The 23406-nt window shown below is 69.1% G+C and carries 26 protein-coding genes and 1 riboswitch; of the genes, 15 read left to right on the top strand and 11 right to left on the bottom strand.

The window, feature by feature from the left end; all coding sequences use genetic code 11:
* Positions 1-4 precede the first annotated feature (4 nt).
* Both O5M90_RS21605 and O5M90_RS21600 read left to right on the top strand, forming a co-directional pair.
* Entirely contained in the window at positions 5-1705 is a 1701-nt protein-coding gene (locus tag O5M90_RS21605; protein WP_269838102.1) for a dockerin type I repeat-containing protein, read from the top strand.
* On the top strand, positions 1702-2001 hold the full coding sequence (locus O5M90_RS21600; protein ID WP_269838103.1) for a hypothetical protein: 300 nt from the start codon (positions 1702-1704) through the stop codon (positions 1999-2001). Before O5M90_RS21605 ends, O5M90_RS21600 begins: the two co-directional genes overlap by 4 nt.
* Before the next feature lie 28 nt (positions 2002-2029).
* Here the strand turns inward: O5M90_RS21600 and O5M90_RS21595 are convergent, their stop codons facing one another.
* Positions 2030-2902 (bottom strand): pirin family protein, encoded by an 873-nt coding sequence (locus tag O5M90_RS21595; RefSeq protein WP_137941330.1) that lies wholly within the window; start codon positions 2900-2902, stop codon positions 2030-2032.
* Between the two features lie 36 nt (positions 2903-2938).
* On the bottom strand, positions 2939-3562 hold the full coding sequence (locus O5M90_RS21590; protein ID WP_269838104.1) for an FMN-dependent NADH-azoreductase: 624 nt from the start codon (positions 3560-3562) through the stop codon (positions 2939-2941).
* Between the two features lie 125 nt (positions 3563-3687).
* Here O5M90_RS21590 and O5M90_RS21585 point away from each other — a divergent pair, with 125 nt between their 5' ends.
* Positions 3688-4599 (top strand): LysR family transcriptional regulator, encoded by a 912-nt coding sequence (locus O5M90_RS21585; protein ID WP_269838105.1) that lies wholly within the window; start codon positions 3688-3690, stop codon positions 4597-4599.
* Positions 4600-4606: 7 nt separating this feature from the next.
* Here O5M90_RS21585 and O5M90_RS21580 read toward each other — a convergent pair whose 3' ends face one another.
* Positions 4607-5332: an energy transducer TonB gene (locus O5M90_RS21580; RefSeq protein WP_269838106.1), complete on the bottom strand. Its 726-nt coding sequence runs from the start codon at positions 5330-5332 to the stop codon at positions 4607-4609.
* 154 nt (positions 5333-5486) lie between these two features.
* Positions 5487-5622, top strand: a riboswitch (TPP riboswitch).
* A gap of 87 nt (positions 5623-5709) precedes the next feature.
* Here O5M90_RS21580 and thiC point away from each other — a divergent pair.
* The 6 genes from thiC to O5M90_RS21550 are packed head-to-tail and all read left to right on the top strand — an operon-like array spanning position 5710 to position 12011.
* A complete protein-coding gene (gene thiC / locus O5M90_RS21575; RefSeq protein WP_269838107.1) occupies positions 5710-7566 on the top strand; it encodes a phosphomethylpyrimidine synthase ThiC in 1857 nt (618 codons plus the stop codon).
* Between the two features lie 4 nt (positions 7567-7570).
* Positions 7571-8608, top strand: coding sequence for an FAD-dependent oxidoreductase (locus O5M90_RS21570; protein WP_269838108.1), 1038 nt, complete (start codon positions 7571-7573; stop codon positions 8606-8608).
* Positions 8605-8808 carry a sulfur carrier protein ThiS gene (gene thiS, locus O5M90_RS21565; protein ID WP_137941324.1) on the top strand — a complete coding sequence of 68 codons (204 nt, stop codon included), beginning with the start codon at positions 8605-8607 and terminating at the stop codon, positions 8806-8808. Before O5M90_RS21570 ends, thiS begins: the two co-directional genes overlap by 4 nt.
* A gap of 1 nt (position 8809) precedes the next feature.
* On the top strand, positions 8810-9601 hold the full coding sequence (locus O5M90_RS21560) for a thiazole synthase (protein ID WP_269838109.1): 792 nt from the start codon (positions 8810-8812) through the stop codon (positions 9599-9601).
* 5 nt (positions 9602-9606) lie between these two features.
* A complete protein-coding gene (locus O5M90_RS21555) occupies positions 9607-11250 on the top strand; it encodes a bifunctional hydroxymethylpyrimidine kinase/phosphomethylpyrimidine kinase (protein ID WP_269838110.1) in 1644 nt (547 codons plus the stop codon).
* A 35-nt stretch (positions 11251-11285) separates the two neighbouring features.
* Complete coding sequence (locus tag O5M90_RS21550) at positions 11286-12011, top strand: glutathione S-transferase (protein WP_269838111.1); 726 nt, start codon at positions 11286-11288, stop codon at positions 12009-12011.
* Positions 12012-12023: 12 nt separating this feature from the next.
* Here O5M90_RS21550 and O5M90_RS21545 read toward each other — a convergent pair whose 3' ends face one another.
* Positions 12024-12374 carry an antibiotic biosynthesis monooxygenase gene (locus O5M90_RS21545; RefSeq protein WP_269838112.1) on the bottom strand — a complete coding sequence of 117 codons (351 nt, stop codon included), beginning with the start codon at positions 12372-12374 and terminating at the stop codon, positions 12024-12026.
* 132 nt (positions 12375-12506) lie between these two features.
* Here O5M90_RS21545 and soxR point away from each other — a divergent pair, with 132 nt between their 5' ends.
* From soxR to O5M90_RS21520, 5 genes are all read left to right on the top strand, one after another.
* On the top strand, positions 12507-12977 hold the full coding sequence (gene soxR / locus O5M90_RS21540; RefSeq protein ID WP_269838113.1) for a redox-sensitive transcriptional activator SoxR: 471 nt from the start codon (positions 12507-12509) through the stop codon (positions 12975-12977).
* Between the two features lie 115 nt (positions 12978-13092).
* The gene (locus O5M90_RS21535) at positions 13093-13311 is read left to right on the top strand and encodes a TOBE domain-containing protein (RefSeq protein ID WP_137941318.1); all 219 of its coding nucleotides are present in this window, start codon (positions 13093-13095) and stop codon (positions 13309-13311) included.
* A 10-nt stretch (positions 13312-13321) separates the two neighbouring features.
* Complete coding sequence (locus O5M90_RS21530) at positions 13322-13915, top strand: RBBP9/YdeN family alpha/beta hydrolase (protein ID WP_269838114.1); 594 nt, start codon at positions 13322-13324, stop codon at positions 13913-13915.
* A 93-nt stretch (positions 13916-14008) separates the two neighbouring features.
* Positions 14009-14953 (top strand): CysB family HTH-type transcriptional regulator, encoded by a 945-nt coding sequence (locus O5M90_RS21525; RefSeq protein WP_262971446.1) that lies wholly within the window; start codon positions 14009-14011, stop codon positions 14951-14953.
* A 105-nt stretch (positions 14954-15058) separates the two neighbouring features.
* Positions 15059-16069, top strand: coding sequence for a sulfate ABC transporter substrate-binding protein (locus O5M90_RS21520; RefSeq protein ID WP_269838115.1), 1011 nt, complete (start codon positions 15059-15061; stop codon positions 16067-16069).
* A 103-nt stretch (positions 16070-16172) separates the two neighbouring features.
* Here the strand turns inward: O5M90_RS21520 and O5M90_RS21515 are convergent, their stop codons facing one another.
* The 5 genes from O5M90_RS21515 to O5M90_RS21495 form a co-directional block, all read right to left on the bottom strand.
* Positions 16173-17528, bottom strand: a complete 1356-nt coding sequence (locus tag O5M90_RS21515; RefSeq protein ID WP_269838116.1) for a PQQ-dependent sugar dehydrogenase — start codon at positions 17526-17528, stop codon at positions 16173-16175.
* Positions 17529-17567: 39 nt separating this feature from the next.
* The gene (locus O5M90_RS21510) at positions 17568-19970 is read right to left on the bottom strand and encodes a catalase (RefSeq protein WP_269838117.1); all 2403 of its coding nucleotides are present in this window, start codon (positions 19968-19970) and stop codon (positions 17568-17570) included.
* A gap of 34 nt (positions 19971-20004) precedes the next feature.
* Entirely contained in the window at positions 20005-20313 is a 309-nt protein-coding gene (locus O5M90_RS21505; RefSeq protein WP_269838118.1) for a hypothetical protein, read from the bottom strand.
* Positions 20314-20378: 65 nt separating this feature from the next.
* Positions 20379-20534, bottom strand: a complete 156-nt coding sequence (locus O5M90_RS21500; protein WP_262971450.1) for a hypothetical protein — start codon at positions 20532-20534, stop codon at positions 20379-20381.
* A 147-nt stretch (positions 20535-20681) separates the two neighbouring features.
* A complete protein-coding gene (locus tag O5M90_RS21495; RefSeq protein WP_269838119.1) occupies positions 20682-21632 on the bottom strand; it encodes a hypothetical protein in 951 nt (316 codons plus the stop codon).
* Positions 21633-21893: 261 nt separating this feature from the next.
* On the opposite strand from O5M90_RS21495, the gene O5M90_RS21490 reads away from it, so the two are divergent.
* A complete protein-coding gene (locus tag O5M90_RS21490; protein ID WP_262971452.1) occupies positions 21894-22241 on the top strand; it encodes a bacteriocin in 348 nt (115 codons plus the stop codon).
* A gap of 24 nt (positions 22242-22265) precedes the next feature.
* Here O5M90_RS21490 and O5M90_RS21485 read toward each other — a convergent pair whose 3' ends face one another.
* Together O5M90_RS21485 and O5M90_RS21480 are read right to left on the bottom strand one after the other, a co-directional pair.
* On the bottom strand, positions 22266-22763 hold the full coding sequence (locus tag O5M90_RS21485; RefSeq protein ID WP_269838120.1) for a YciE/YciF ferroxidase family protein: 498 nt from the start codon (positions 22761-22763) through the stop codon (positions 22266-22268).
* Between the two features lie 33 nt (positions 22764-22796).
* A complete protein-coding gene (locus O5M90_RS21480) occupies positions 22797-23333 on the bottom strand; it encodes a hypothetical protein (protein ID WP_262971454.1) in 537 nt (178 codons plus the stop codon).
* Positions 23334-23406 lie beyond the last annotated feature (73 nt).

The following is a 23406-nucleotide window of genomic DNA, read 5'->3' as shown; positions in this document are numbered from 1 at the left end:
GGCCATGAACAACTTCTTCGCACACAAGTTCGGCCGCCCGACGGCCTGGCGCTGGCTGCTCAGCCTCGCCACGGTGATGGCCGCGATGCTGTTCAGCACCGCCGCCCACGCCCAGGTGGCCCAGGTCGCGATGAACACGCCGACCACGCTGAGCGCTCAGATCAACCCTGGCATGAGCCGCCTGACCCTGCCCTTCGACCTCAGTGGCGCGAGCCGCCTGAGCCTGGACATCATCGTGCCGGTCGATGGCGCCTCGCTGACCCTGCTGGCGCCCGACGGCGCTGTGGCCGCTGCCTCCGGCCAAGCCGGTGTCAACTTCCATCCCGGCGCCAGCCTGCCCCGCCCGGCACCGGGCGGCGTGTTCGAGGTCGCCGCGATCAGCGCGCCGCCCAATGGCCGCTGGACCCTGGTACTGGAGTTCCCGGCGGCCGGCTATTCCACGGTGGTGATCGCGACCTTGCGGGCGATCTCGCCGATCCAGGCCGGCATCGCGGTCGAGCGCAGCACCGTGCTGGTGGGCGAGGACGTGTCAATCGGCATGCTGCTCACCAACAACGGCCAGCCCATCCTGGGCCAGGCGCCGCAGATCTCGGTCAGCCCGGTCAATGCTCCGGAGAGCGCGGCGCAGACCGCCATCGACACCGGCACCGGACCTGATGGCCTGGCCAACGACGGGCTCTACAGCATCGACCATCTGTTCACCCAGGCCGGCAGCTACCAGATCCGGGGCCGCGCGAGCATCGCGACGCCGACCGGACCGGTGGTCCGACAGGCCATGCACAGAATCACCGTGCTCCAACCGACGCTGACCCAGGCCAGCGTGCAGCTGAACAATCTCGCGGGTGCGGGCGGCTGCGTCAGCGGCCTGCAGGTCTCGCTGCGTTTCGATGCCAGCGGGGACGGCAGCTACGCGGCCCAGATCCAGCTGGCCGGCAGCAACGGCCGGGTGATCGAAAGCCGGGCCGCCTTCGAGGCGGTGGGCAGGCGGGCCAGCAGCTCGGCCACGTTCAGCGCCAAGGACATCAAGGACCGCATCGGCATCGACGGGCCCTACAGCGTGCGCCTGATCGAGGTGCTGGATGTGGGCGGCGACGATTTCGTGCTGGCCTTCCGGCGCCACAATGCGGGCAGCTTCAATGTGCCGCTGTCCGGGCTGTGCGCCCAGCCTGTCGAGCTGCCCGGCCCGCTGAGCGTCACGCCGGTGCTGAAGTCGGGCTTCATCGGCGCGCTGGACATCAACATCCCGGTCAAGGTCACCGTGTCGGGCTTCTACCAGATCTCCTACAAGGTCTTCGGTGCCGGTGGCAAAGACCTGGGCCTGATCAACGCCTCGCGCCAGCTGAGCGCCGGGGTCAACAATGTGACCAGCCGCCTCGCCTCCGAAGCGCTGGCCAATTCGGACGGCCCTTACCGGATCGTGTCCCTGCTGGTGCTCGGAGGGGGAGCGGCCGAGCGGCTGTCCCAGGTCGGCGCTTCGGCGGCCATCTCGCGCTGGCAGCACTTCCCCAGGATCACCGGCGATCTGAACGGCGATGGCTCGGTCGACGCGGCCGACAACGCCCTGATCACGCAGTTCCGCAATGTGCCAGCCCTGGTACCCGGTGACAGGCGCGACCTCAACAAGGACGGTGTCGTCAACCTGCTGGACGCACGCGCCCTGCAGCGCCTGGCCTGCCGTGCCCCCAACTGCCCGGTCAATCCATGAGCGTGTCGGCGGCCTGGATCGCAAGCGGGGCGACGGCCGCCTACTTCGCCCTGGTGCCGCTGCTGTTCGCCGCCGTCAACAGCGGACTGCCGATGTGGCTGGAGCGGCTGCTGCTGGGCCTGGCCACACCAGGCGTGCTGCTCGTGCTGGTCTGGATGCCGCTGCTCAAGAGCCTGGGACTGGGCCAGGGGGAATGGATCGTCGGTCCCAGCCTGGCCGCCTATGTGCTGCTGGCGCTGAGCTACAGCGCCGCGGCCGGCAGCCTGGCCTGGCTGATCGGCCGGCTGCTGCGATAGCAGGCGGCCGGGGTTTGCGCGCATTCGCTCAGGCCAGCTTGCCCGTCTGGAAGTCACGCACCGCCTGCATCAGCTCGGCCTGGGTGTTCATCACAAAGGGGCCGTACTGCGCGATCGGCTCGTTCAGCGGCTTGCCGGCGATCAGGATCGCGCGGGTCGGCTCATCGCCAGCCACCAGCCGCACACCGTCGCTGCCCGGTGTGTTGGCCAGTATCGCCATGCGTTGCGGCGGCACCGTGCAGCCGGTCTCGAAGCGCAGCGCGCCGCGATAGACGTAGACGAACGCGTTGTGCGTCTCGGGCAGCAGCTGCTCGAAGCTCGCACCGGGCGCCAGATGCAGGTCCAGGTACAGCGGCTCGGTGTGTTCGCGCTGCACCGCGCCCTTGACGCCATGGCTCTCGCCGGCGATCACGCGCACCTTGACGCCATCCTGCTCGAACTCCGGGATCTCGGCGCTGGCGATGTCGCGATACCAAGGGTCACGCAGCTTGTCCTTGGCCGGCAGGTTGAGCCACAGCTGGAAGCCTTCCATCCGGCCCTGCTGCTGCTCGGGCAGCTCGCTATGGATCACGCCACGGCCGGCGGTCATCCATTGCACGCCACCGCCCTCGATCAAGCCCTCGTTGCCGGCCGAGTCGCGATGCCGCATCCGGCCTTCGAGCATATAGCTGATGGTCTCGAAGCCGCGGTGCGGATGGTCGGGAAAGCCGGCGATGTAGTCATCGGCCTGATCCGAGCCAAAGGCGTCCAGCATCAAAAAGGGGTCCAGGCGGCGCTGCAAGGTGTTGGTCAGCACGCGGGTCAGCTTGACCCCGGCGCCGTCGCTGGTCGCCTGGCCGGCGACCAGTCGCTCCACCGCGCGCGGCTGGGTCAGCTGCGAAGTCAAGGTGGTGGTGCTCATGGTCGGTGCTCCTTGTCGACAGGGAATGAGAGTGAATTAGACCGTAGCCGGGCTGAACAGCTCGGCGATCTGCGCACGGGCGCCGGCCACTGCGGCGGCTTCGGCATCCGGGCCCATCGCCAGGCCTTCGGCATAGATGAAGCTGACATCGGTCATGCCCAGGAAGCCCAGCACGGTCTTCAGATAGGGCACCATGGTGTCGCTGGGCTGGTCGCGGTAGACGCCGCCGCGAGCCAGCACCACATAGACCTTCTTGCCCTTGACCAGGCCTTCGGGGCCGTTGGCCGTGTAGCGGAAGGTCGTGCCGGCGCGGGCCACCGCGTCGATCCAGTTCTTCAGCTGGGTCGGGATGCCGAAGTTGATCATCGGCGCGCCGATCACGATCGCATCGTGGGCTTGCAGCTCATTGATCAGCGCATCGTTCTCGGCCACGCGGGCATTCTGCTCGGCGCTGCGCGCATCGGCCGGGGTGAACAGCGCGCCCAACGCGGCCTCGTCCATCACCGGGGTCGGGTTCAGGCCCAGGTCACGCACGGTGACGCTGGCGCCGGCATGCTGGGCCTTCAAGGCCTCGACCAGTTCGCTGGCCAGACGGGTGGAGAAAGAGCCTTGGCCGTCCTGGACACGACGGACGCTGGAATTGATTTGCAGAACGTTCATGGTGGTGCTCCGGTAGTGGGTTGGGTCGTCGTCTTGACGATGACTCCAATGTATTGGGCAGACCCACGAGACAGAAGACGGCAGTCTGGATAAGATCGTTCCGCCAACGAGACAATCACGCCGATATGAGCCTGGACGCCGACGATCTACTGCTGTTTGCCCGCGTGGCCGAGGCCGGCTCCTTCAGCCGCGCCGCCGAGCGGGTCAAGCTGCCCAAATCCACCGTCTCGCGCCGCCTGGCGGCACTCGAAGAACGGCTGGGCGAGAAGCTATTGCAGCGCAGCACCCGCCGCCTGACCCTGACCGAGTTCGGCCAGGGCGTGCTGGAACATGCGCGGGCGGTGGCCGCCGAGGTGGACGGCGCGCTGTCGCTGGCCCTGCACCGCCAGCAGCGCCCGACCGGGCGGCTGCGGGTCTCGATGCCGGCCGACTTCGCCCACCAGGCACTGGCGCCGATGTTGTGCGCCTTTGCCCTGGAGTATCCGGAGGTGTCGCTGGAGCTGGACCTGTCGCCGCGCCGGGTCGATCTGATCGCCGAGGGCTTCGATCTGGCGGTGCGCATGGGCGATCTGCCCGAGGACAGCCAGCTCGCCGCGCGCCGTCTGGCCCTGTTCACGAACAGCCTGTACGCCGCCCCCAGCTATCTGCGCCTGCATGGAGAACCGCAACTGCCCGAGGCCCTGGGCAGCATGCATGGGCTGATGATTCTGTCGCGCTCCGGCGAGCCCATGCCCTGGAGCCTGCGGCGCGGCAGCGAGGGCCTGGCGTGGCAAGGCGTGCCCGACAAGCGCAGCCTGGTCAACGCGCCCGATATGCTGCTGCGCCTGGCCTGCGCCGGCGTCGGCATCACGGCCGTGGGCGACCACTTCGCCCAGCCCTATGTCAGCCGCGGCGAACTGGTGCGGGTGCTGCCCGACTGGGAGCTGGCGCCGGCGGCCTGCTGGGCGGTCTTTCCCGGACGTCGGCTGATGCCGCTGCGCACCCGGGTCTTTATCGAAGCGATGGCCACGGCGCTGTCGGCCTGCCCGGGCCAGTGATGCGGCCTCACTCCGGAGGCCGGAAACCGACCTCCACCGTGGCCACCCGGGTCTTGCTGATCGGCGCGAAACGCCAGCGCGCCACCGCCGCCAGCACGCTGGCGACCAGGCGCTGATTGCTGGACTTCAGCACCTCGGGCGCCTGCACCGTGCCATCGGGCTTGACCTCGAACTGCACCAGCACCGAGCCGCTGCCGCGGCCACGCAGCAGCACCGCCGGGTACTCGGGCTCGACCCGCTCGATCAGCCGCAGCGGCTCTTCCGGCGGCTCGGGGGCGGGCGGCACTGCCGCCACCGCCGCGACCGCCGGGCTGGCCATGGCCGGGCTGGCGGCTTGCGGAGCGAGTGCCACCGCCTGAGTAGTCGGCTCAGGCGGGGCCGCGGTGGCCACCAGCGGCTGCTCGGGCCCGGGCCTGGGCTCTGCTTGAGACTGCTGCGCCAGCGCCGGCCGCTCCGGCGGCGCTGGCCTGGGGGCGGCGGGCGCCGCTGCCGGCCGGACCGGCGCCGCGGCCTCGGGCGCCGCCCTGGGCTTGGCCGGCGCCTTGTCGGCATGGAAGCGTATCCACTGGTAGACCTTGTCGGCATCGCGCTTGGCCCGCTCGGCCGCGCTGAGCTTGGCCTTGGCCTCGAGATCGCCGAGATCCTGCGCCCGGCCTGGGCCGCCGCTCAGTGTCAATGCCATGGCGAGCCCGGCGAACACGCCGGCCCTGTGATGCCGCAAGCTGATCTTCATCCATCCCTCCCTGGTCTGGTGTGGACACTGCGGCTGGTCTTCTGGATCGCCGCCTGTGCGTCAAGCGCCCGAAGTGTAGGCAGCAAGCCCCCCCGAACAGGCTCCGGGTTTGCACCGACTCTTGCCAAACTGTTCACACCTGACCCTATACTGCGCGCCTGCTCCGGGGTGCCCTGCTGCGCTTGATTAAGAAGTCTTAATGAAGCGTCGGGCTGAGATGTGGTGGAAGCCATGGTCCCGCTGAACTTGATCCGGTTTGTACCGGCGTAAGAAGAGCCTGCTCGCCTCCCCATGCCCTGGGCGCGAGCCCTGCCCGCTTCGCGCGCCCGTCCCCAGCCGTTCCAAGACCAGTCTCCGGGGTTCACCTGGAGACCGTCATGAACAGCATCACCGAACCGACCGCGCTGGATCAGAGCATCGCGCTGAGCCGCGAACCCCTGCCCGCGTCGACCAAGATCTATCTGGCCGGCGAGCGCCATCCCGAGCTGCGCGTGCCGATGCGCGCGATCGCGCTGACGAACGGCGAAACCGTCACCGTCTACGACCCCTCCGGCCCCTACACCGACCCGGCCGCCGCCATCGATGTGCGGCGCGGCCTGCCCACGCCACGCGCCGCCTGGGTCGAGGCGAGACAGGACACCGAGGCCTACGAGGGCCGCTGCATCCAGCTGATCGACGACGGCCTGCGCGACCAGGCCCAGCAGCTCAAGCTGCACGAGATCAGCGCCGGCCTGCAGCGCACACCGCGCCGCGCCAAGGCTGGCCACAACGTCACGCAACTGCACTACGCGCGCCGCGGCATCGTCACACCGGAGATGGAGTTCGTCGCGATCCGCGAGAACCAGCGCCATGAATGGATGCGCGAGTACGAAGCGGACGCCGAGCGCGAGGCCCGGCTGAAGGGCCAGTCCTTCGGTGCCAGCATTCCCGAGCTGATCACGCCCGAGTTCGTGCGCGACGAGATCGCCCGTGGCCGCGCCATCATCCCGGCCAATATCAACCACACCGAGCTGGAGCCGATGGCGATCGGCCGCAACTTCCTGGTCAAGGTCAACGCCAATATCGGCAACTCGGCCGTCACCTCGTCCATCGAGGAAGAGGTCGAGAAAATGGTCTGGGCCACGCGCTGGGGCGCCGACACGGTGATGGACCTCTCGACCGGCCGCAACATCCACACGACGCGTGACTGGATCGTGCGCAACAGCGCCGTGCCCATCGGCACTGTGCCCATCTACCAGGCGCTGGAGAAGGTCGGCGGCGTGGCCGAAGACCTGAGCTGGGCGCTGTTCCGCGACACCCTGATCGAACAGGCCGAGCAGGGCGTCGACTACTTCACCATCCATGCCGGCGTGCGCCTGCCCTTCATCCCGATGACGGTCAAGCGCCGCACCGGCATCGTCTCGCGCGGTGGCTCCATCCTGGCCAAGTGGTGCATCGCCCACCATCAGGAGAATTTCCTCTACACGCATTTCGAGGAGATCTGCGAGATCATGAAGGCCTACGACGTCAGCTTCTCGCTCGGCGACGGCCTGCGGCCCGGCTCGCTGTCGGACGCCAACGACGAGGCCCAGTTCGCCGAGCTGCGCACCCTGGGCGAGCTGACCAAGATCGCCTGGAAGCACGATGTGCAGACCATGATCGAGGGCCCGGGCCATGTGCCTATGCACCTGATCCAGGCGAACATGACCGAGCAGCTGAAGCACTGCGACGAGGCGCCGTTCTACACGCTGGGGCCGCTGACCACCGATATCGCGCCCGGCTACGACCACATCACCAGCGGCATCGGCGCCGCGATGATCGGCTGGTTCGGCTGCGCGATGCTCTGCTACGTCACGCCCAAGGAACACCTGGGCCTGCCCGATCGCGACGACGTCAAGGCCGGCCTGATGGCCTACAAGATCGCGGCGCACGCCGCCGATATCGCCAAGGGCCACCCGGGCGCCCGGGCGCGCGACGACGCGCTGTCCAAGGCCCGTTTCGAGTTCCGCTGGACCGACCAGTTCAACCTCGGCCTGGACCCCGACACCGCGCGCGAGTTCCATGACGAGACCCTGCCCAAGGACAGTGCCAAGGTCGCGCATTTCTGCTCGATGTGCGGGCCGAAGTTCTGCTCGATGAAGATCACGCAGGAGGTGCGCGACTACGCCGCCGCCCAGCAGGGCATGGCCGACAAGAGCGCCGAGTTCAAGGCCCAGGGCAGCGAGCTCTACATCCCCATCAAAACCCAATCCTGAACCGATGGCACGCATCGCCATCGCCGGCGCCGGCCTGGCCGGCCGCCTGTTCGCCTGGGCGCTGGCGCGGGCGGGGCACAGTGTCGAGGTCTTCGACACCGCGCTCGGCCCCGGGCCCAGCTTCGACGGCCAGGGCGCGGCCGCCTTCACCGCCGCCGGCATGCTGAGCCCGCTGGCCGAGCAGGAGTGCGGCGGGGAGGACATCGCCGCCCTCGGCTGGCAAAGCCTGGCCCTGTGGCCCGGCATCGTGGGCCGACTCAAGACAGCGGTACGCCTCAGGGTGCAGGGCAGCCTGCTGCTGGCCCACCGCGGCGACCAGGGCGCGGCGGCACGGGCGCTGGCCCGCATGCCCGGTGCTCAGGACCTGAGCCCGGATCAGCTGCGCGCGCTGGAGCCGGCGCTCGCGCCGGGGCCGTGCGCCTGGCTGCTGCCCGGCGAAGGCCTGATCCACCCGGTCGAGGCGATGGCGGCCCTGCATGCCGAGGCGGTCGGCGTGGCCTGGCATTGGCAGCAGGCCGTGAGCGCCGTCGAACCTGGCCGCCTGCAACTGGCCGACGGCCGGCATGTCCACGCCGACTGGGCCATCGACACGCGCGGCCTGGGTGGCCGGCCCGAGCTGCCGAGCCTGCGCGGCGTGCGCGGCGAGGTGGTGGTGCTGGCGCTGCCGGGCCACGGCCTCCTCAGGCCGCTGCGCCTGCTGCACCCGCGCCACCGCGTCTATCTGGTGCCGCGCAGCGAGCACGAGCTGATCGTCGGCGCCAGCGAGATCGAGAGCGAGGACCGCAGCCCGGTCAGCCTGCGCAGCGCGGTGGAGCTGATGGCGGCGGCGCACAGCGTGCTGCCGGCGCTGGCCGAGGCCCGCATCAGCCGGCTGGACCGCAACCTGCGCCCCGCCCTGCCCGACAACCTGCCGCACAGCCATCACGAGCCCGGCCTGCTGCGACTGAACGGCCTGTACCGCCACGGCTGGCTGCTGGCCCCGGCCCTGGTGCAGCGCCTGCTGGGCGAAAGCGGCCTCGCTTCCCTGGAAACCATCCCATGATCACCATCCATCTGGACGAACAAGCGCTGCAGCTGCCGCCCGGCAGCACGCTGGCCGAGCTGCTGGTCCGGCAGCAGCGCGCGCCCGAGAGCGTGGCCACCGCCCGCAATGGCGAGTTCGTTGCCCGCGAGGCAAGACCTGGCACCGTGTTGAGCGACGGTGACCGGATTCTTCTTTTCAAACCGATTGTCGGAGGCTGATATGGATGATGTCCTGACCATCGACGGCGTCGCACTGCACAGCCGGCTCTTCCTCGGCACCGCCGGCTACCCCAGCCCGCAGATCCTGCAGCACGCGATCCGCGCCAGCGGCAGCATGCTGCTGACCGTGGGCCTGAAGCGCACGCTGCAGGCGGGCGACAACGGCGCGCTCGCGCAGGCCTTGGCGAGCGCCCGGGCCCAGGGCGCACGGCTGCTGCCGAACACCGCCGGCTGCCGCACCGCGCGCGAGGCGGTGCAGCTGGCGCAGATGGCGCGCGAGCTCTACGGCACGCACTGGATCAAGCTGGAGGTGGTCGGTGACGAGCTGAGCCTGCAGCCCGACCCCTTCGAGCTGCTCGCCGCCGCCACCGAGCTGGTGCGCGCGGGCTTCACCGTCTTCCCCTACTGCACCGAGGACCTGATCCTGGGCCGGCGCCTGCTGGATGCCGGCTGCGCCGTGCTGATGCCCTGGGGCGCGCCTATCGGTTCGGGCCAGGGACTGATGAATCTGCAGGGCCTGCGCACGCTGCGCGAGCGCCTGCCCGAGGCGCTGCTGATCATCGACGCCGGCCTCGGTGCGCCGTCGCAGGCCGCGCAGGCGCTGGAGCTGGGCTTCGACGCCGTGCTGCTGAACAGCGCGGTGGCCCAGGCGCGCGACCCGGTGGCGATGGCCGAGGCCTTCCGCGATGCCGTGCGCGCGGGCCGCCAGGCCCGCCTCGCCGGGCTGATGGCACCGCAGGATTTCGCGGTGGCCAGCACACCGGTCAGCGGCCATGCCTTCCTGCTGGGTTAAGAGCGATGAACGAGCCTATCTATCCCCACCCCAGCCTGCCCTCGCCCTGGGTCCAGGCCATCAACCCCGACAGCGACCACATGCCGCCCTGGACGCAAGACCCGACCCCGCCGGTGATCTGGAGCGTGGCCGGCACCGACAGCGGCGGCGGCGCCGGCTTGTCGGCCGACACGCGCGCAGCGGCGGCGATGGGTGTGCATCTGTGCCCGGTGGTGGCGGCCGTCACCGCGCAGAACTCGCTGGGGGTACGGGCCGTGTTCCCGCTGCCCGAAGAGCAGCTGCAGGCCCAGCTGGAGGCGCTGGCCACCGACATGCCGCCGCGCGTCATCAAGACCGGCCTGCTGGCCAGCGTCGCGGCGGTAAGGGCGGTGGCCGAGACGATAGACGCGCTGCGGCGTGAGCACGGCTTTGTCGGCCTGGTGGTCGACCCGGTGCTGGGCGCCAGCGCCGGCGGCGCCGGTTTCGCCGACGAGGCGCTGATCACCGCCTATCGGGAATGGCTGCTGCCCCGCGCGAGCCTGATCACGCCGAACCGCCGCGAGGCCGCTCGCCTGACCGGGCTGGCGGATGGCGTGCCGGCCCTGGCCGCCGCGCTGCGGCAGCTGGGGGCACTGGCCGTCTGCATCACCGGCGGGGACGACGCGGCCGAGCTGGCGCTGGACTGGTGGGACGGCCCGCTCAGCCCCTGGCAGCCCGAACTCGGCGGCACGCGCGGCTGGCTGGCCCTGCCCCGTGTGGCGACGCGCCACCACCATGGCAGCGGCTGCAGCTTCGCCACGGCCGCCGCCGCCGCGCTGGCACGCGGCTTCCCGCTGCCCGACGCGACGGTGCTGGCCAAGATGCTGAGCTGGACCGCGCTGCGCGACGGCCATGCCGCCGGCACCGGCGCCGGCCCGCTGCGGCCGGCGCCGGCCTTCGTCGCCGAGCCGCAGGCGATGCCGGTGATGAGCTTCGGCGATGAGCCGCTGGACACCGCCACGCTGGCCCGCTGGGGCCGGGTCTTGCGCGGCGAGGTCACCGCAGACCATCGCTGCGGGCTCTACGCGATCACCGACGACGCGGCTCGCGTGGCCGAGCTTGCCGCTGTGGGGCTGTTCCCGCAGATTCAGTTGCGGATCAAGACCGAGCCTGGCGAGGATCTGCGCACAGCGGTAAGCAGGGCCTTGCAAGGCCTGGGGCAAGGCAGCCAGCTCTGGATCAACGACCACTGGCGCCTGGCCCTGGAGGAAGGGGCGACGGCCCTGCACCTGGGGCAGCAGGACTGGGCGGCGCTGAGCGATGAGGAACGCAGCCTGCTGCTGCGCGAGCGCGAGGTCTGCGGCCTGAAGCTGGGCATCTCCAGTCACAGCCTGTGGGAGCTGGCGCGCGCACGCGGCCTCGCGCCCAGCTATATCGCCTGCGGTCCGGTCTGGCCCACCACGACCAAGGACATGCCCTGGCTGCCGCAAGGTCTGAGCCATCTGCGCTGGTGGGCCCGGATGGCCGGCACACCGGTGCTGGGCATCGGCGGCATCGTCTCGCCCGCGCAGGCCGAGCGCGTGGCGCGCACCGGTGTGGCCGGCGTCTGCCTGGTCAGAGCGCTGGATCAGGGGCCTGCGGTCTGGGCGTCCTATGGAGAAGCCTGGATGCGGGGGCAGTGGGCCGAGTAACGGCCGGGGCCGCTGCGCAGGCTACAGTCCCCGGCATGGCATATGAACTCCACTACTGGCCGACCATCCAAGGTCGCGGCGAATTCGTGCGGCTGGCGCTCGAGGCGGCCGGCGCGCCCTATCTCGATGTGGCCCGTGGGCCGGCCGGCCAGGGTCTGCCGGCGATGCTGCAGCATCTGCGGGACGGCCGCCAGCCGCACCCGCCTTTTGCGCCGCCCTTTCTGAAGGACGGCCACTTCGTGATCGGCCAGACCTCGGCCATCCTGCACTACCTCGGCGCCGAGCTGAAGCTCCTGCCGCGCAGCGAGCAGCTGCGCGCGTGGACCCAGCAGATCCAGCTGACCATCGCCGACATCGTGACCGAGGCGCACGACACCCACCATCCGCTGGGCCCCGACCTGTATTACGAGGACCAGAAGCCCGAGGCGCTGCGCCGCGCCCAGGCCTTCTGCAGCAACCGCCTGCCCAAGTTCCTGTCCTGGTTCGAGGCCATCGTGCAGCGCAACCCGGCCGGCACCCGCCATCTGGTCGGCGGCAAGCTGAGCTATGCGGACCTGTCGCTGTTCCAGCTGATCGAAGGCCTGCGCTACGCCTACCCCAAGGCCACGGCCCGTGTGCTGGCCTCCACACCCGGTGTCGTCGCTCTGCATGATCGCGTCGCCGCCCTGCCCAAGGTCGCGGCCTATCTGCGCAGCGAGCGCCGCATCCCGTTCAGCGAGCAAGGCATCTTCCGCTGCTATCCGGAGCTCGACGCCGGCTAGGCCGGCGGCCCGTCATCCGGCGCCCTCGGCGCGTCGGTAGTCGCCCAGTTCAGCCCTGACCCCAAGTTCCTGCATGAAAGCCGCCGGCTCGAAGCCCTCGTGCCGGTAGCGCTGCCGCATATGGGTCTTGGCGGCGCTCATATGCGCGGCGCTGGCCCATTCGACCAGGGTCAGCACATGCAAGGCATCGCCGGCGCTGTCGGGCTCCTGGATCAGCACCAGATGCTGTTCGCAGCCGGGCAAGGTGCTCAGCTCGGCATCGATACGCTCGATCTGCTTCAGGAAGCTGCTCAGCGCAGACGAGGGCACGATGAACTTGTCGATGCGATAGCGCGAGTCGGCGGACGGGATGGCGTGGGACATGGCAGACCTCGGTAGTGATCCGGCACCAGCCCGCGCGGACATCGCGCGGCACTGAACAGGAATAGCGCGAAGTCTCAGACCTCAAGCAATGTTAAGGTCAAGCAAAATCCACGAAAAATGAAAGGACAAGCAATGACAACAGGCTTGGAGGCTGCCGGTATCGCTCCGACGCTGTCGGTCGGCGAGGTGGCGCGGCGCAGCGGCGTGGCGGTCTCGACGCTGCATTTCTACGAGACCAAGGGCCTGATCAGCAGCAGCCGCAGCGAGGGCAATCAGCGCCGCTATGCGCGCGAGGTGCTGCGCCGCGTCGCCTTCATCCGCGTGGCCCAGCGGGTCGGCATCGGCCTGGCCGAGATCGCTACCGCGCTGGCCGCGCTGCCGCCCAAGGCGGCGCCCAGCCGCGCCGACTGGACCCGGCTGTCGGCCGACTGGCGCGGTGAGCTGGACGAGCGCATCGCCCAGCTCAAGAAGCTGCGCGACACGCTGGACGACTGCATAGGCTGCGGCTGCCTGTCGATCGACCGCTGCGGGCTGCGTAATCCGTACGACCGGCTCGGCGACGAAGGGCCGGGGCCGCAGCGGCTGCTGGTCAAGCGGCGTTGAGACGGCCGCGCAGGGCGCGCATATCTGTTTCCCGCATGTCCTGCTGCGCCAGCCTTCGTTGGCGGCACAAGGGCGGCGCCCTAAGCTGGCGCGTCATCATCGTCAAGGATCCGCCATGAGCATCAGCGCCATCAATGTCCGCAACCAGTTTCGCGGCACGATCAAGGAAGTCATCGAGGGGCCGGTGGTCTCGGAAGTCGATGTGCTCACGCCCTCGGGCCTGATCGTCACCTCGGTCATCACGACCCGCTCGGTCAAGGAGCTGGGTCTGGTGCCGGGCAAGGACGTGGTGGCCCTGGTCAAATCGACCGAGGTCTCGATCGCGACGCTGTGAGTCGGCTGTCATGGTCGCGCCTTACCGCCCGCCGCGCCTGCTGATCATTCCGGGCCTGCATGACAGCGGGCCGGCGCACTGGCAGACCTGGCTGCAGCAGCAGTACCGCGATGCGCGCCGCGTCGTGCAGCGCGACTTCAGCCACCCCGATCTGCAGCGCTGGGCCGAGCGCATCGGCGCCAGCCTGGACAGCGCCGGCCCCGGCGAGTGGATCGCGGTGGCCCACAGCTTCGGCACGCTGGCGCTGGCCCGGCACCTGGCCGATCACCCCGACTCGCCGATCCGCCAGGCCCTGCTGGTGGCCCCGGCCGAGCCGGACAAGTTCGGCCTGGCCGAGTCGCTGCCGCAGCGCCGGCTGGGCCGCCCCCTGACCCTGATAGCCAGCCAGAACGACCCCTGGATGAGCGCGGCCAGCGCCCAGCGCTGGGCCGAGCGCTGGGGCGCGAGCTTCAGCAATCTGGGCCTGGTCGGCCATATCAACACCGAGTCCGGCTTCGGCCCCTTCCCGCTGGCCCGGCGCTGGGTCGAGGCGGCACGCGCCCGCGCCGCGCGCGAACAGCGGCCCGCGCATGCGGCGTTCGACGAGTGGTCGTTCGCGGTGTGAGCCCTGAACCTTCATATCCTTATCGGAATAAGTTGGAGGACAAGCAGCGGGGGACTCTCAATAATGAAAAACAAATAACGAGAGCCTGCTGCCGTGAATTTCCAACAACTCCGATCCGTCCGCGAGGCCCAGCGCCGCAGCTTCAACCTGACCGAGGTGGCGCAAGCCCTGCACACCTCGCAACCCGGCGTCAGCCGCCAGATTCGCGAGCTGGAGGATGAGCTGGGCATCGAGCTTTTCGTGCGCGCCGGCAAGCGCCTGACCGGTCTGACCGAGCCGGGCCGCCAGGTCATGCCCATCGTCGAGCGCCTGCTGCACGAGGCCGAGAATCTGCGGCGTGCCGGTGACGATTTCGCCCGCGCCGGCAGCGGCGCGCTGCGCATCGCCGCCACCCACAGCCAGGCCCGCTATGCGCTGCCGCCGGTGGTGCGCGACTTCCGCGCCGCTCACCCCGATGTGATGCTGCATATGCAGCAGGGCTCGCCGCAGCAGGTGGCCAAACTGCTGCTGGACGGCGAGGCCGATGTCGGCATCGCCACCGAGGCGCTGGCCCAGTTCGACGAGCTGGTCGCCCTGCCCTGCTACCGCTGGACCCACACCATCGTGACGCCACCCGACCACCCGCTGGCCCGCGAGGCCTCGGAGGGCCAGGTCTTGACGCTGGAGCGCCTGGCCCAGTTCCCCATCATCACCTACGAGACCGGCTACACCGGCCGCTCGCACATCGACGACGCCTTCCGCGCCGCCGGCCTGGACATCGATGTGGTGCTGGTGGCGATGGATGCCGATGTGATCAAGACCTATGTGGACCTGGGCCTGGGCGTGGGCATCGTCGCCGCGATCGCCTACGACGAGGAGCGCGACCGCCATCTCGCCGCCATCGACGGTCGCCATCTGTTCGCCGACAACATGACACGGCTGGCGGTGCGCCGCGATGCCTATCTGCGCGACTACGTCTATGCCTTCATCTCGACCTTCGCCGCGCCGCTGACGCGGGCTGCCGTCGAAGACGCGCGCCAGGGCCTGCTCGCGGCCTGAGCGTCGGACTTGCAAAGCAAAGCAACTCTTCTTCGTTCACAAGCGCGCAGGCGCTCCCTACAGTCAAGTCTCCCCGCCACACCTCAAATCAAGAAGGTCCCTCCCGTGAACGCCATCCGACGCACCCTGTCCCTGCTGACCCTCAGTGCCCTGCTGGGCACCGCGGCCCAGGCCCAGACCACCCTGCTCAACGTCTCCTACGACCCGACCCGCGAGCTCTACCAGGACTTCAATGCCGCCTTCATCAAGCAGTGGAAGGCCAAGAGCGGCGAGACCCTGACGGTCAAGCAATCGCACGGCGGCTCGGGCAAGCAGGCCCGCTCGGTGATCGACGGCCTGGAGGCCGATGTCGTGACCCTGGCCCTGGCCTATGACGTCGATGCGCTGCACGACAACGCCAAGCTGATCCCGGTCGACTGGCAAAAGCGCCTGCCGCAGAACGCCAGCCCCTACACCTCGACCATCGTGTTCCTGGTGCGCAAGGGCAACCCGAAGGCGATCAAGGACTGGAACGATCTGGCCCGCCCCGGCGTCGAGGTCGTGACCCCGAACCCCAAGACCTCGGGCGGCGCCCGCTGGAACTATCTGGCTGCCTGGGGCTATGCGCTGGCCCAGCCGGGCGGCAATGCCGACAAGGCCAAGGATCTGGTCAAGCGCATCTACACCAACACCAAGGTGCTGGATTCCGGCGCGCGCGGCTCGCTGACCAGCTTCACCGAGCGCGGCATCGGCGATGTGCTGATCTCGTGGGAGAACGAGGCCTTCCTGGCGGTCAAGGAACTCGGCCCGGACAAGTTCCAGATCGTCACGCCCAGCCTGTCCATCCTGGCCGAGCCGCCGGTCGCGGTGGTCGACAAGGTGGTCGACAAGCGCGGCACGCGCAAGCAGGCCCAGGCCTATCTGGAATATCTGTACAGCCCTGAGGGCCAGGAGATCGCCGGCAAGCACTACTACCGCCCGCGCGACCCCAAGATCGCCGCCAAGTTCAGTGACCAGTTCGCCCAGGTCAAGCTGATCACGGTCGACGAGGTCTTCGGCGGCTGGCGCACGGCCCAGAAGACCCATTTCGCCGACGGCGGTGTGTTCGACCAGATCTACACGCCCGGCGGCCGCTGACAAGACCCGGCCCCCGCATTGTTTGTCTCCTCGATAGGCTGAGTCTTATCGACCTCAACCCCGGCGCGTCTTGGCGTGCCGGGGTCTTTTTTTGCCATGCCGCTCAGGGCATCGCGCTGACGCGCCAGATCATATTGCCGACATCGTCGGCCACCAGCAGCGCGCCGCGCGCATCGATGGCCACACCGACCGGTCGGCCCATCGCTTCGCCGGCCTCGCTGAGAAAGCCGCTCAGCACATCGCGAGCCGCCCCCGCCGGCTTGCCCTTGTGAAACGGCACGAAGATGACCTTGTAGCCGCTGTGCGGCCGACGGTTCCACGAGCCATGCTGGCCGATGAACATGCCGTCCGCGAACGCGGCCGGCAGCGTGCCGCCGGCGGAACGCGCCAGGCCCAGCGGCGCGGTGTGTGGCCCGAGCGCATAGTCGGGCACCAGCGCGCTGGCGACCAGCGCCGGTTGCGGGGGCTCGACCCGTGTGTCGAGGTGCTGGCCGAAATAGCTGTAAGGCCAGCCGTAGAAGCCGCCGTCCTGCACCGAGCTCAGGTAGTCGGGCACCAGATCGCTGCCCAGCTCATCGCGCTCGTTGACCACGGTCCACAGCACCTGCCCGGCCGCGTCCCAGGCCATGCCGACCGGGTTGCGCAGGCCGGAGGCGAAGATGCGGTGCGCACCGCTGTCGACCTGCACCTCCCAGATCGCGGCGCGGCCCGCCTCCACCTGCATGCCGCGCTCGGCAATATTGCTGTTGGAGCCCACGCTGACATACAGCCTGCTGCCGTCCCTGCTGGCCAGCAGGTTCTTCGTCCAGTGATGGTTGATCGGGCCACCCGGCAGATCGAGCAGCTTGGTGCCGGGCGTGGTGATCGAGGTGTCGCCGCTGCGGTAAGGAAAACTCAGCACCGCATCGGCATTGGCGACGAACAGGCGCTCGCCGATCAAGGCCATGCCGAACGGCGAGTACAGGCCGCTCAGCAGCACCGTGCGGGTTTCGGCGATGCCGTCGCCGTCGGCATCGCGCAGCAGGCTGATGCGGTCGGCACTGGGCGTGCCGGCCCCGGCCCGCTTCATCACCAGCCCCATGATCGTGGCCTTGAGCCCCTTGCTGCCTTCCGGCTTGGGCGGCGCATTGCTTTCGGCAACCAGCACATCGCCATTGGGCAGCACCAGCAGCCAGCGCGGGTGATCCAGCCCGCTGGCAAAGGCCGCCACCCGCAAGCCGGCCGCAGCCTGCGGCTGGCTGCCCTGCGGCCAGCCGGTGGCCGGCGCGATGTTCACGGTGGGCAGCAGCGTGCGCCTGGGCGCCGGCAGCTCGGGACTGGGCCCGCTGCCCTGCGGCACCGTCAAGGTCGCACTCTCGCCACAGCCCGAGAGCGCGAGAGCGGCCAGCACCGCCGCCATCAGCACAGGCGCGCTGCTGGCAGGCAAGGGCCGGCGCCGGATCGGAAGCAAGCTGTCCATGATTGAAATCCTTCGCGCCTTGTGAGCCGGAGCCTGATCTCAGCGCCGGGCTGGATTGATCTCGCGTACCGGGTGGCGGTGCTTGCCGATGGCCGCGATAAAGCTCGCGTGGGCCTCGGAAGCCTCCGCGGCCTCGGCGAGAACCACCCCGGGGTCGGCCTCACCGGAGGGGAGCAAGGCCTCGACATGGGCCGCGTCGAGCAAGGCCGTCGATGCGCCGAGGGCCAGCAGGGTCTTGCCATGGCGAAACTGCTGCGCGACGAAGTCGACGGCCTGGGCCTGGGCCAGCAGCGCGCGCACGCCGGCCTCGCCGTCGGGCAGGACCACCGCGTCAAACAGCACCGCCGGCGAGTTCTCGAAGCTGGCCGTGGCCTCCAGGGCCTCGCCATCGGCGGTCTCGACGAAACCGAGCCGCGCCGCGATGACCACGCTGACCGCGCCCGCGGCATGCAAGGCCCGTCGCACGGCGAGCAAGGACTCGGCTTCAACGCCGGGCGCGGCCAGCACCGCCACCTTGCGGCTGCGGATGCCACCGTCCCCGGGCAGGGCCGTCAGCGACAGTGCGGCGGAGACGCTGAACTCGGGCGGCTCGGGCGTCTGCAGCGCTCGCGGCATGGCGGCCGGCAGCGCCATCCCGAGGCCATCGGCGATGGCCGCGGCCAGCTGCGGCGACACGTTCACCAGCGAAGCCAGCATGCGTTCGCGGATCGCCGGCACCGTCAGCTTGCTGAGCTCGAAGCGGAAGCCGCCGACGATGTGAGCCTGTTCCACCTCGGTCTGGCTGTCGTAGAACAGTGTGGCCTGGGTGTAGTGGTCGGCGAACTTCTCCGGCTTGCCGCGCAGCTTCTCGCCGTCGACCGGCTGCGGGAAGGACACAAAGCCACGCGCACCGGCCTGGAAGGGGCAGCCGCCGCCCAGCGAGTTGGGCTCGTAAGCGACGCGCCCGCGGTTCACGGTCTGGCGATGGATGCCGTCGCGCTGGTTGTTCGACACCGGCGCGAGCGAAGCATTGATAGGCAGCTCATGAAAGTTGGCCCCACCGAGCCGGGTGATCTGCGTGTCCACATAGGAGTGGTGCCGGCCGGCCAGCAGCGGATCGTTGCTGAAATCAATGCCCGGCACGACATGCGCGGTGCAGAAGGCCACCTGCTCGGTTTCGGCAAAGAAGTTGTCGGGGTTGCGGTTCAGCACCAGGCGCCCGACCGGACGCACCGGCACCAGCTCCTCGGGAATCAGCTTGGTGGCGTCCAGCACATCGAAGCTGAAGGCCTCGGCCTGCTCCTCGCTGAACAGCTGCAAGCCGAGCTCCCACTCCGGGTACTCGCCCGACTCGATCGCCTCCCACAGATCGCGGCGATGGAAGTCGGCATCGGCGCCGGCGATCTTCACCGCCTCGTCCCAGACCAGCGAATGCGTGCCCAGCAGAGGCTTCCAATGGAACTTGACGAACTGCGAGCTGCCTTCGGCGGTAACGAGCCGGAAGGTGTGCACGCCGAAACCCTGCATCATGCGGAAGCTGCGCGGGATCGCGCGATCGGACATCACCCACATCAGCATATGCGTGGTCTCGGGCGATAGCGAGGCGAAGTCCCAGAAGGTGTCGTGCGCCGAGGCGGCCTGCGGCATCGCGTGGTGCGGCTCGGGCTTGACGGCGTGAACCAGGTCGGGGAACTTCATCGCGTCCTGGATGAAGAAGACCGGGATGTTGTTGCCCACCAGATCCCAGGTTCCCTGCTCAGTGTAGAACTTGACGGCGAAGCCGCGCACATCGCGCACGGTGTCGGCCGAGCCGCGCTCACCTGCCACGGTGGAGAAGCGCACGAACACCGGCGTCACCTTGCCGGCTTCGGCAAACGGCGCGGCGCAAGTCAGATCGCCGAGCGCCTCATAGGCTTCGAAGAAACCATGCGCGGCCGAGCCGCGCGCATGGACGATGCGCTCCGGGATGCGCTCGTGATCGAAATGGGTGAGCTTCTCGCGCAGGATGAAGTCTTCCAGCAGGGCCGGCCCGCGCAGCCCGGCCTTCAGGCTGTTCTGGTTGTCGGCGATGGGCACGCCCTGATTGGTGCTCAGCACCTGCGCGGAGCCGTCGACACGGGCCTGTGCGAGGCTGCCGTTCAGTGCGCGGCTGCCGGGCGCGGCCGGCGCGCCGGTCTTCGCCGTGATATTGATCTCGCTCAGCGTGCTGGCCGAGACCGAATCCGAGGCGGGCTCAGCGACCAAGCCGACCGACGGGTCCCGAGCGCTGTCGCGACCGAAATCCAGCCCCTTGTTGGCGTTGTAGGGCATCGATGCCACGAGGGCCTGGGTGGCGCTAGCCTGGACCTGGACAGGGTCGGCACCGGCCGATGACGCGCCGCCACGGTCCGTGCGCCCCCCGACGATGGCTTTGGGTTCACCCGAAGTTCGAGCGGGCGTGGGCAACGGTGCTTGTTTTTTCATGGCGAACTTTCAATGTGAAGGAGGACGGGGGCGCTCAGTGCCGGGCAGGCCGAGGCTTGCCGCCCGGGCCGGGCACCAGGCGGGCGCGGCGCTCGGCGTCCAGGCCGGGCGTGGCGCGCATATCGGTGTCGACCTGGCCGGCATCGAGATCGCGCTGGGCCTGCACCATCAGCGGATCGGGTTCGACAGCCACCGAGTCGGGCGATTCATCGCGCTCATGGGGCAGCGCCAGACCGGTCGCTGAGCGGGGTGCTTTTGCGCCGCGCGCCGAGTGCGGCACCTCGCGATTGGCGGTGCGCCCAGGGGCATCGCGCAGGACCGGTGTTTGCTTGCTTTTGCTCATCGCGTTTCCTTGTGCTGGTGGTGTGGATTGAAGGGACTGAGATACGAGCGCAACGCGTCGCTCGCTCATCTCGCGAGCCCGTGCAGGACCCAATGCCCGCCAAATGCGTTGAATTCACGCAAGTCCGTTTCGACCTGGGCCATGCACAGCCATGCCCAGCTCACCAGGCCCACGGCCGGCAAGACGAGCGAGCTGGCGATGAGGATGGGGACGATGTCCATGGCCGGCCTGTTTCGGCGTCTTCAGTCGATTCCACTCGAGGCCGTCAAAGCAATAGTGCGATCAGGATGATGAGCGGGATCGGGATGCCGAGAAACAGAAGCAGCAGTGAGCGCATGATGGCGACCTCGGGAGTGTGATGAAGGGGCTCAGGCGTCGCGCAGCCGGCCACCGAAGGTCGCAGCCAGGCTCGCCACGAAGGCGCCGACGAGCAGCGACACGAACAGCCACAGCGCGCTGTAGGCCGAGGCCTTGCGAGCCTTGTCGGCGGCCTCACGCACGGCGACCTCGGCGTCGTTCAGCTTTGCTTGAACCCGGCTGTAGACATCGTTGACCCGCTTTTCCGAGTCCTGCTGCGACAGCCCCGTGCGCTGCGCCACCAACTGGCCGATATAGCGGATGTCCTCTGCGGGCAGCGGCTGCGCCCGGCTGACATTCATGAAGATGCGGCCGACTTCGGCCGTGTCCTTGTCGGAGGCTTGGGCTTGCGCGCTGACGGCCGATGCTGACGCGGCCTGTTCAGCGTTGGCCGCCATGGGCCGGAACAGGGCATCGACGAAATAGCCCATGGGAGCAGGTCCCTGCGCCCCGGCTGCGGAGCCGGCTACGGCTGCGCTGGCCGTGCCGGTGGCCGCCATCGAGGCACCCGCCTGCACCCCACCGCCGAGGATGGAAGCAATCACCGAACCCAGCAGCGCGGCGGTGGCCAGCGAGGCCACCGCCCAGGCCAGGAAGCCATGGGCCGTGTCGCGAAAGTACACCTCATCGGCAGGCGCTTCGGTCCATCTCGCGCGCAGCCGGCCCGCAAGATAGCCGCCCATCGCCGAAGCGAGCACCTGGGTCAGCGACAGCCAAAGAATCGTCGACAACCCTATCGTCGCAGCGTTCGCGCCCTCGCGCGCCCAGGGCGACACCGACGACAGGCCAAGCCCAACCCCGAGGATCAGCAGGATCAGCGAGAGTGAGGCCGCCGCGGCAGCGCCTGCGGCCACCGCGCCCCACGAGACGGCGCTGCGCCCCGCGAGGTCCGCCGCAAGGCTGCCGGCCGGGCTGCGGCGACGATCAATGCGCTCAGCGCCCGCTGTTGAAGAGATGTCCATCGAAGTTCCTGTCATTGCGCAGCGATTCCGGCGCCGGATTGGCGGCCGGATATCGAAGCAGAAACTGCACCTTAGGCAGCACTCAAACAGGCGTCTGTTCGCTTGCGCACGCAGGGTCGGCAGACGAATGACTTGCTCCACTTGTCCTACGCGTTGACGGCTGGCTGGAGGACGCAGCAGGCCGGGGTAGGCCCGTATAAGAGTCTGTGGCTCGATCGAGCTTCGCGATCATCGGATCGCCCACCTACCGAGGACTCCCTGATGAACACCTCTGCCCATCCAAGCACCCCGGTCCGCGACAAGGATCTTGCCGAGCAAGCTCGGCCCGGCCATGGCGTCCCGTCGCAGGATCCGAACCCTGCCGCACAGCTCCCGCTGGACCCCAAGGAGGCGAAACGAGAGGCCAACTCGGCGCTGACGGGCGGCGGCGTGGTGGGTGGCGCGGCCATCGGCGCGGCGATCGGCGGCGTGGTGGGCGGACCGGTGGGTGTGGTGGTCGGCGGCTCGGTCGGTGCCGTGGCGGGTGCGCTGGGTGGCGCGGCGGCCGGTGCGGCGATGAGTCCGAGCGCGGCAGCACCCAAGACGCTGCGCCAACGGCGAGCGCCTTGAGGCACCCGCCGCTGACGCGAAGCCCTACTCGGCGGCGGCGTCTTCGTTCACTGCCGCTTCAGCCAGCTCGGTCATCAGCTCGTCGGCCAGGTACAAGGCCTTCACCGCAGCCCTCAGCTGCTTGTTGTCGTCCTTGAGCTTCAGCGCCTTGGAGAAGGCTGCCACGGTGCCGAAGCCGGTGATGCCGTAGTGCGTCATGCGCTGGTACTGGGCAATGATCGCGGCGTCCAGCACGGGGCCCGGCTCCGGGCCGTCCTCGACCGTGTGCTTGAGGGCCTCCTCCACCAGGCCTTGCATGCCCCGGCAATGCTCTTTGGACACCTTCTCGCCCTGATTGGCGATCAAGGCCTTCAGCAGATCGGTGTGCCCGGCGATGCCTTGCTGAGAGCTATCGAGCATTGCCTTCAGCTTGGGGTGGGTCGCCTTCGCGGCGAGCTTCTTCAAGGCACGGCTCATCTGGTCGTTGGCCGACCACAGGTCCTTGAGCTCGTCGATATAGAGCTCAGACAGGTTCGAAATCATGGGGTTTCCTTTGCTTCACCAAGACGTCCGCGCTCAGCGGTAGACGTGCTGGCCTTGGTTGGTCTTCCAGCTCTGCTCGAAGTGAGCCGCATCCTCTTCATTGCGCGTGCGCAGGCCCATCAGGATGCCGCCCTTGCGGATGCCGTCCTCGTAGTCCTTGACGCGCTCTTCCGGCATGGCCCAGCCGATCAACGCACCGACCAGGCCACCGCTGGCGGCACCGGCGCCGGCACCCGCGATGGCCGCGGCCAGCGGTCCCGCGATCACCAGGCCAAGACCCGGCAAGGCCAGGGTGGTGCCGACGGCCGCCACCGCAGCGGCTATCGCGCCGAGCGTGCCGCCGATGGCGCCGCCGATGCCGGCCCCCTCGGCCGCCTTGTTGCCCAGCTCGGTCTCCACGCCGTCGCCGACGAAATGCCGCGTCCGCGTTTCGTCCGACATCACCAAGTTGACGTCATCACGGGAGTAGCCGCGATCATTGACCGTGCCATAAGCGGCCTCGGCACTTGCGCGGTCGGGGAAAAGACCGGTCACCAATCTGCCGTCCGTGCTGTCTCTGTTCGTGTCCATAGGGACTCCTGTTGCGGGTGGAAGCGGCCGACTCAACGGCTCGCGGGTGGAGATGCGGCGAAGCCGCATCACT

The organism is Paucibacter sp. M5-1, assembly GCF_027498415.2.
Classification (GTDB): domain Bacteria; phylum Pseudomonadota; class Gammaproteobacteria; order Burkholderiales; family Burkholderiaceae_C; genus Roseateles_E.
Note: the sequence above shows the minus strand (reverse complement) of the source record. Positions and strands in the feature narration are given on the sequence as shown.

Coding starts and splice junctions, on each gene's coding strand:
- O5M90_RS21605 (WP_269838102.1), top strand. CDS start 5: ATGAACAACTTCTTCGCACACAAGTTCGGCCGCCCGACGGCCTGGCGC.
- O5M90_RS21600 (WP_269838103.1), top strand. CDS start 1,702: ATGAGCGTGTCGGCGGCCTGGATCGCAAGCGGGGCGACGGCCGCCTAC.
- O5M90_RS21595 (WP_137941330.1), bottom strand. CDS start 2,902: ATGAGCACCACCACCTTGACTTCGCAGCTGACCCAGCCGCGCGCGGTG.
- O5M90_RS21590 (WP_269838104.1), bottom strand. CDS start 3,562: ATGAACGTTCTGCAAATCAATTCCAGCGTCCGTCGTGTCCAGGACGGC.
- O5M90_RS21585 (WP_269838105.1), top strand. CDS start 3,688: ATGAGCCTGGACGCCGACGATCTACTGCTGTTTGCCCGCGTGGCCGAG.
- O5M90_RS21580 (WP_269838106.1), bottom strand. CDS start 5,332: ATGAAGATCAGCTTGCGGCATCACAGGGCCGGCGTGTTCGCCGGGCTC.
- thiC (WP_269838107.1), top strand. CDS start 5,710: ATGAACAGCATCACCGAACCGACCGCGCTGGATCAGAGCATCGCGCTG.
- O5M90_RS21570 (WP_269838108.1), top strand. CDS start 7,571: ATGGCACGCATCGCCATCGCCGGCGCCGGCCTGGCCGGCCGCCTGTTC.
- thiS (WP_137941324.1), top strand. CDS start 8,605: ATGATCACCATCCATCTGGACGAACAAGCGCTGCAGCTGCCGCCCGGC.
- O5M90_RS21560 (WP_269838109.1), top strand. CDS start 8,810: ATGGATGATGTCCTGACCATCGACGGCGTCGCACTGCACAGCCGGCTC.
- O5M90_RS21555 (WP_269838110.1), top strand. CDS start 9,607: ATGAACGAGCCTATCTATCCCCACCCCAGCCTGCCCTCGCCCTGGGTC.
- O5M90_RS21550 (WP_269838111.1), top strand. CDS start 11,286: ATGGCATATGAACTCCACTACTGGCCGACCATCCAAGGTCGCGGCGAA.
- O5M90_RS21545 (WP_269838112.1), bottom strand. CDS start 12,374: ATGTCCCACGCCATCCCGTCCGCCGACTCGCGCTATCGCATCGACAAG.
- soxR (WP_269838113.1), top strand. CDS start 12,507: ATGACAACAGGCTTGGAGGCTGCCGGTATCGCTCCGACGCTGTCGGTC.
- O5M90_RS21535 (WP_137941318.1), top strand. CDS start 13,093: ATGAGCATCAGCGCCATCAATGTCCGCAACCAGTTTCGCGGCACGATC.
- O5M90_RS21530 (WP_269838114.1), top strand. CDS start 13,322: ATGGTCGCGCCTTACCGCCCGCCGCGCCTGCTGATCATTCCGGGCCTG.
- O5M90_RS21515 (WP_269838116.1), bottom strand. CDS start 17,528: ATGGACAGCTTGCTTCCGATCCGGCGCCGGCCCTTGCCTGCCAGCAGC.
- O5M90_RS21510 (WP_269838117.1), bottom strand. CDS start 19,970: ATGAAAAAACAAGCACCGTTGCCCACGCCCGCTCGAACTTCGGGTGAA.
- O5M90_RS21505 (WP_269838118.1), bottom strand. CDS start 20,313: ATGAGCAAAAGCAAGCAAACACCGGTCCTGCGCGATGCCCCTGGGCGC.
- O5M90_RS21500 (WP_262971450.1), bottom strand. CDS start 20,534: ATGGACATCGTCCCCATCCTCATCGCCAGCTCGCTCGTCTTGCCGGCC.
- O5M90_RS21495 (WP_269838119.1), bottom strand. CDS start 21,632: ATGGACATCTCTTCAACAGCGGGCGCTGAGCGCATTGATCGTCGCCGC.
- O5M90_RS21490 (WP_262971452.1), top strand. CDS start 21,894: ATGAACACCTCTGCCCATCCAAGCACCCCGGTCCGCGACAAGGATCTT.
- O5M90_RS21485 (WP_269838120.1), bottom strand. CDS start 22,763: ATGATTTCGAACCTGTCTGAGCTCTATATCGACGAGCTCAAGGACCTG.
- O5M90_RS21480 (WP_262971454.1), bottom strand. CDS start 23,333: ATGGACACGAACAGAGACAGCACGGACGGCAGATTGGTGACCGGTCTT.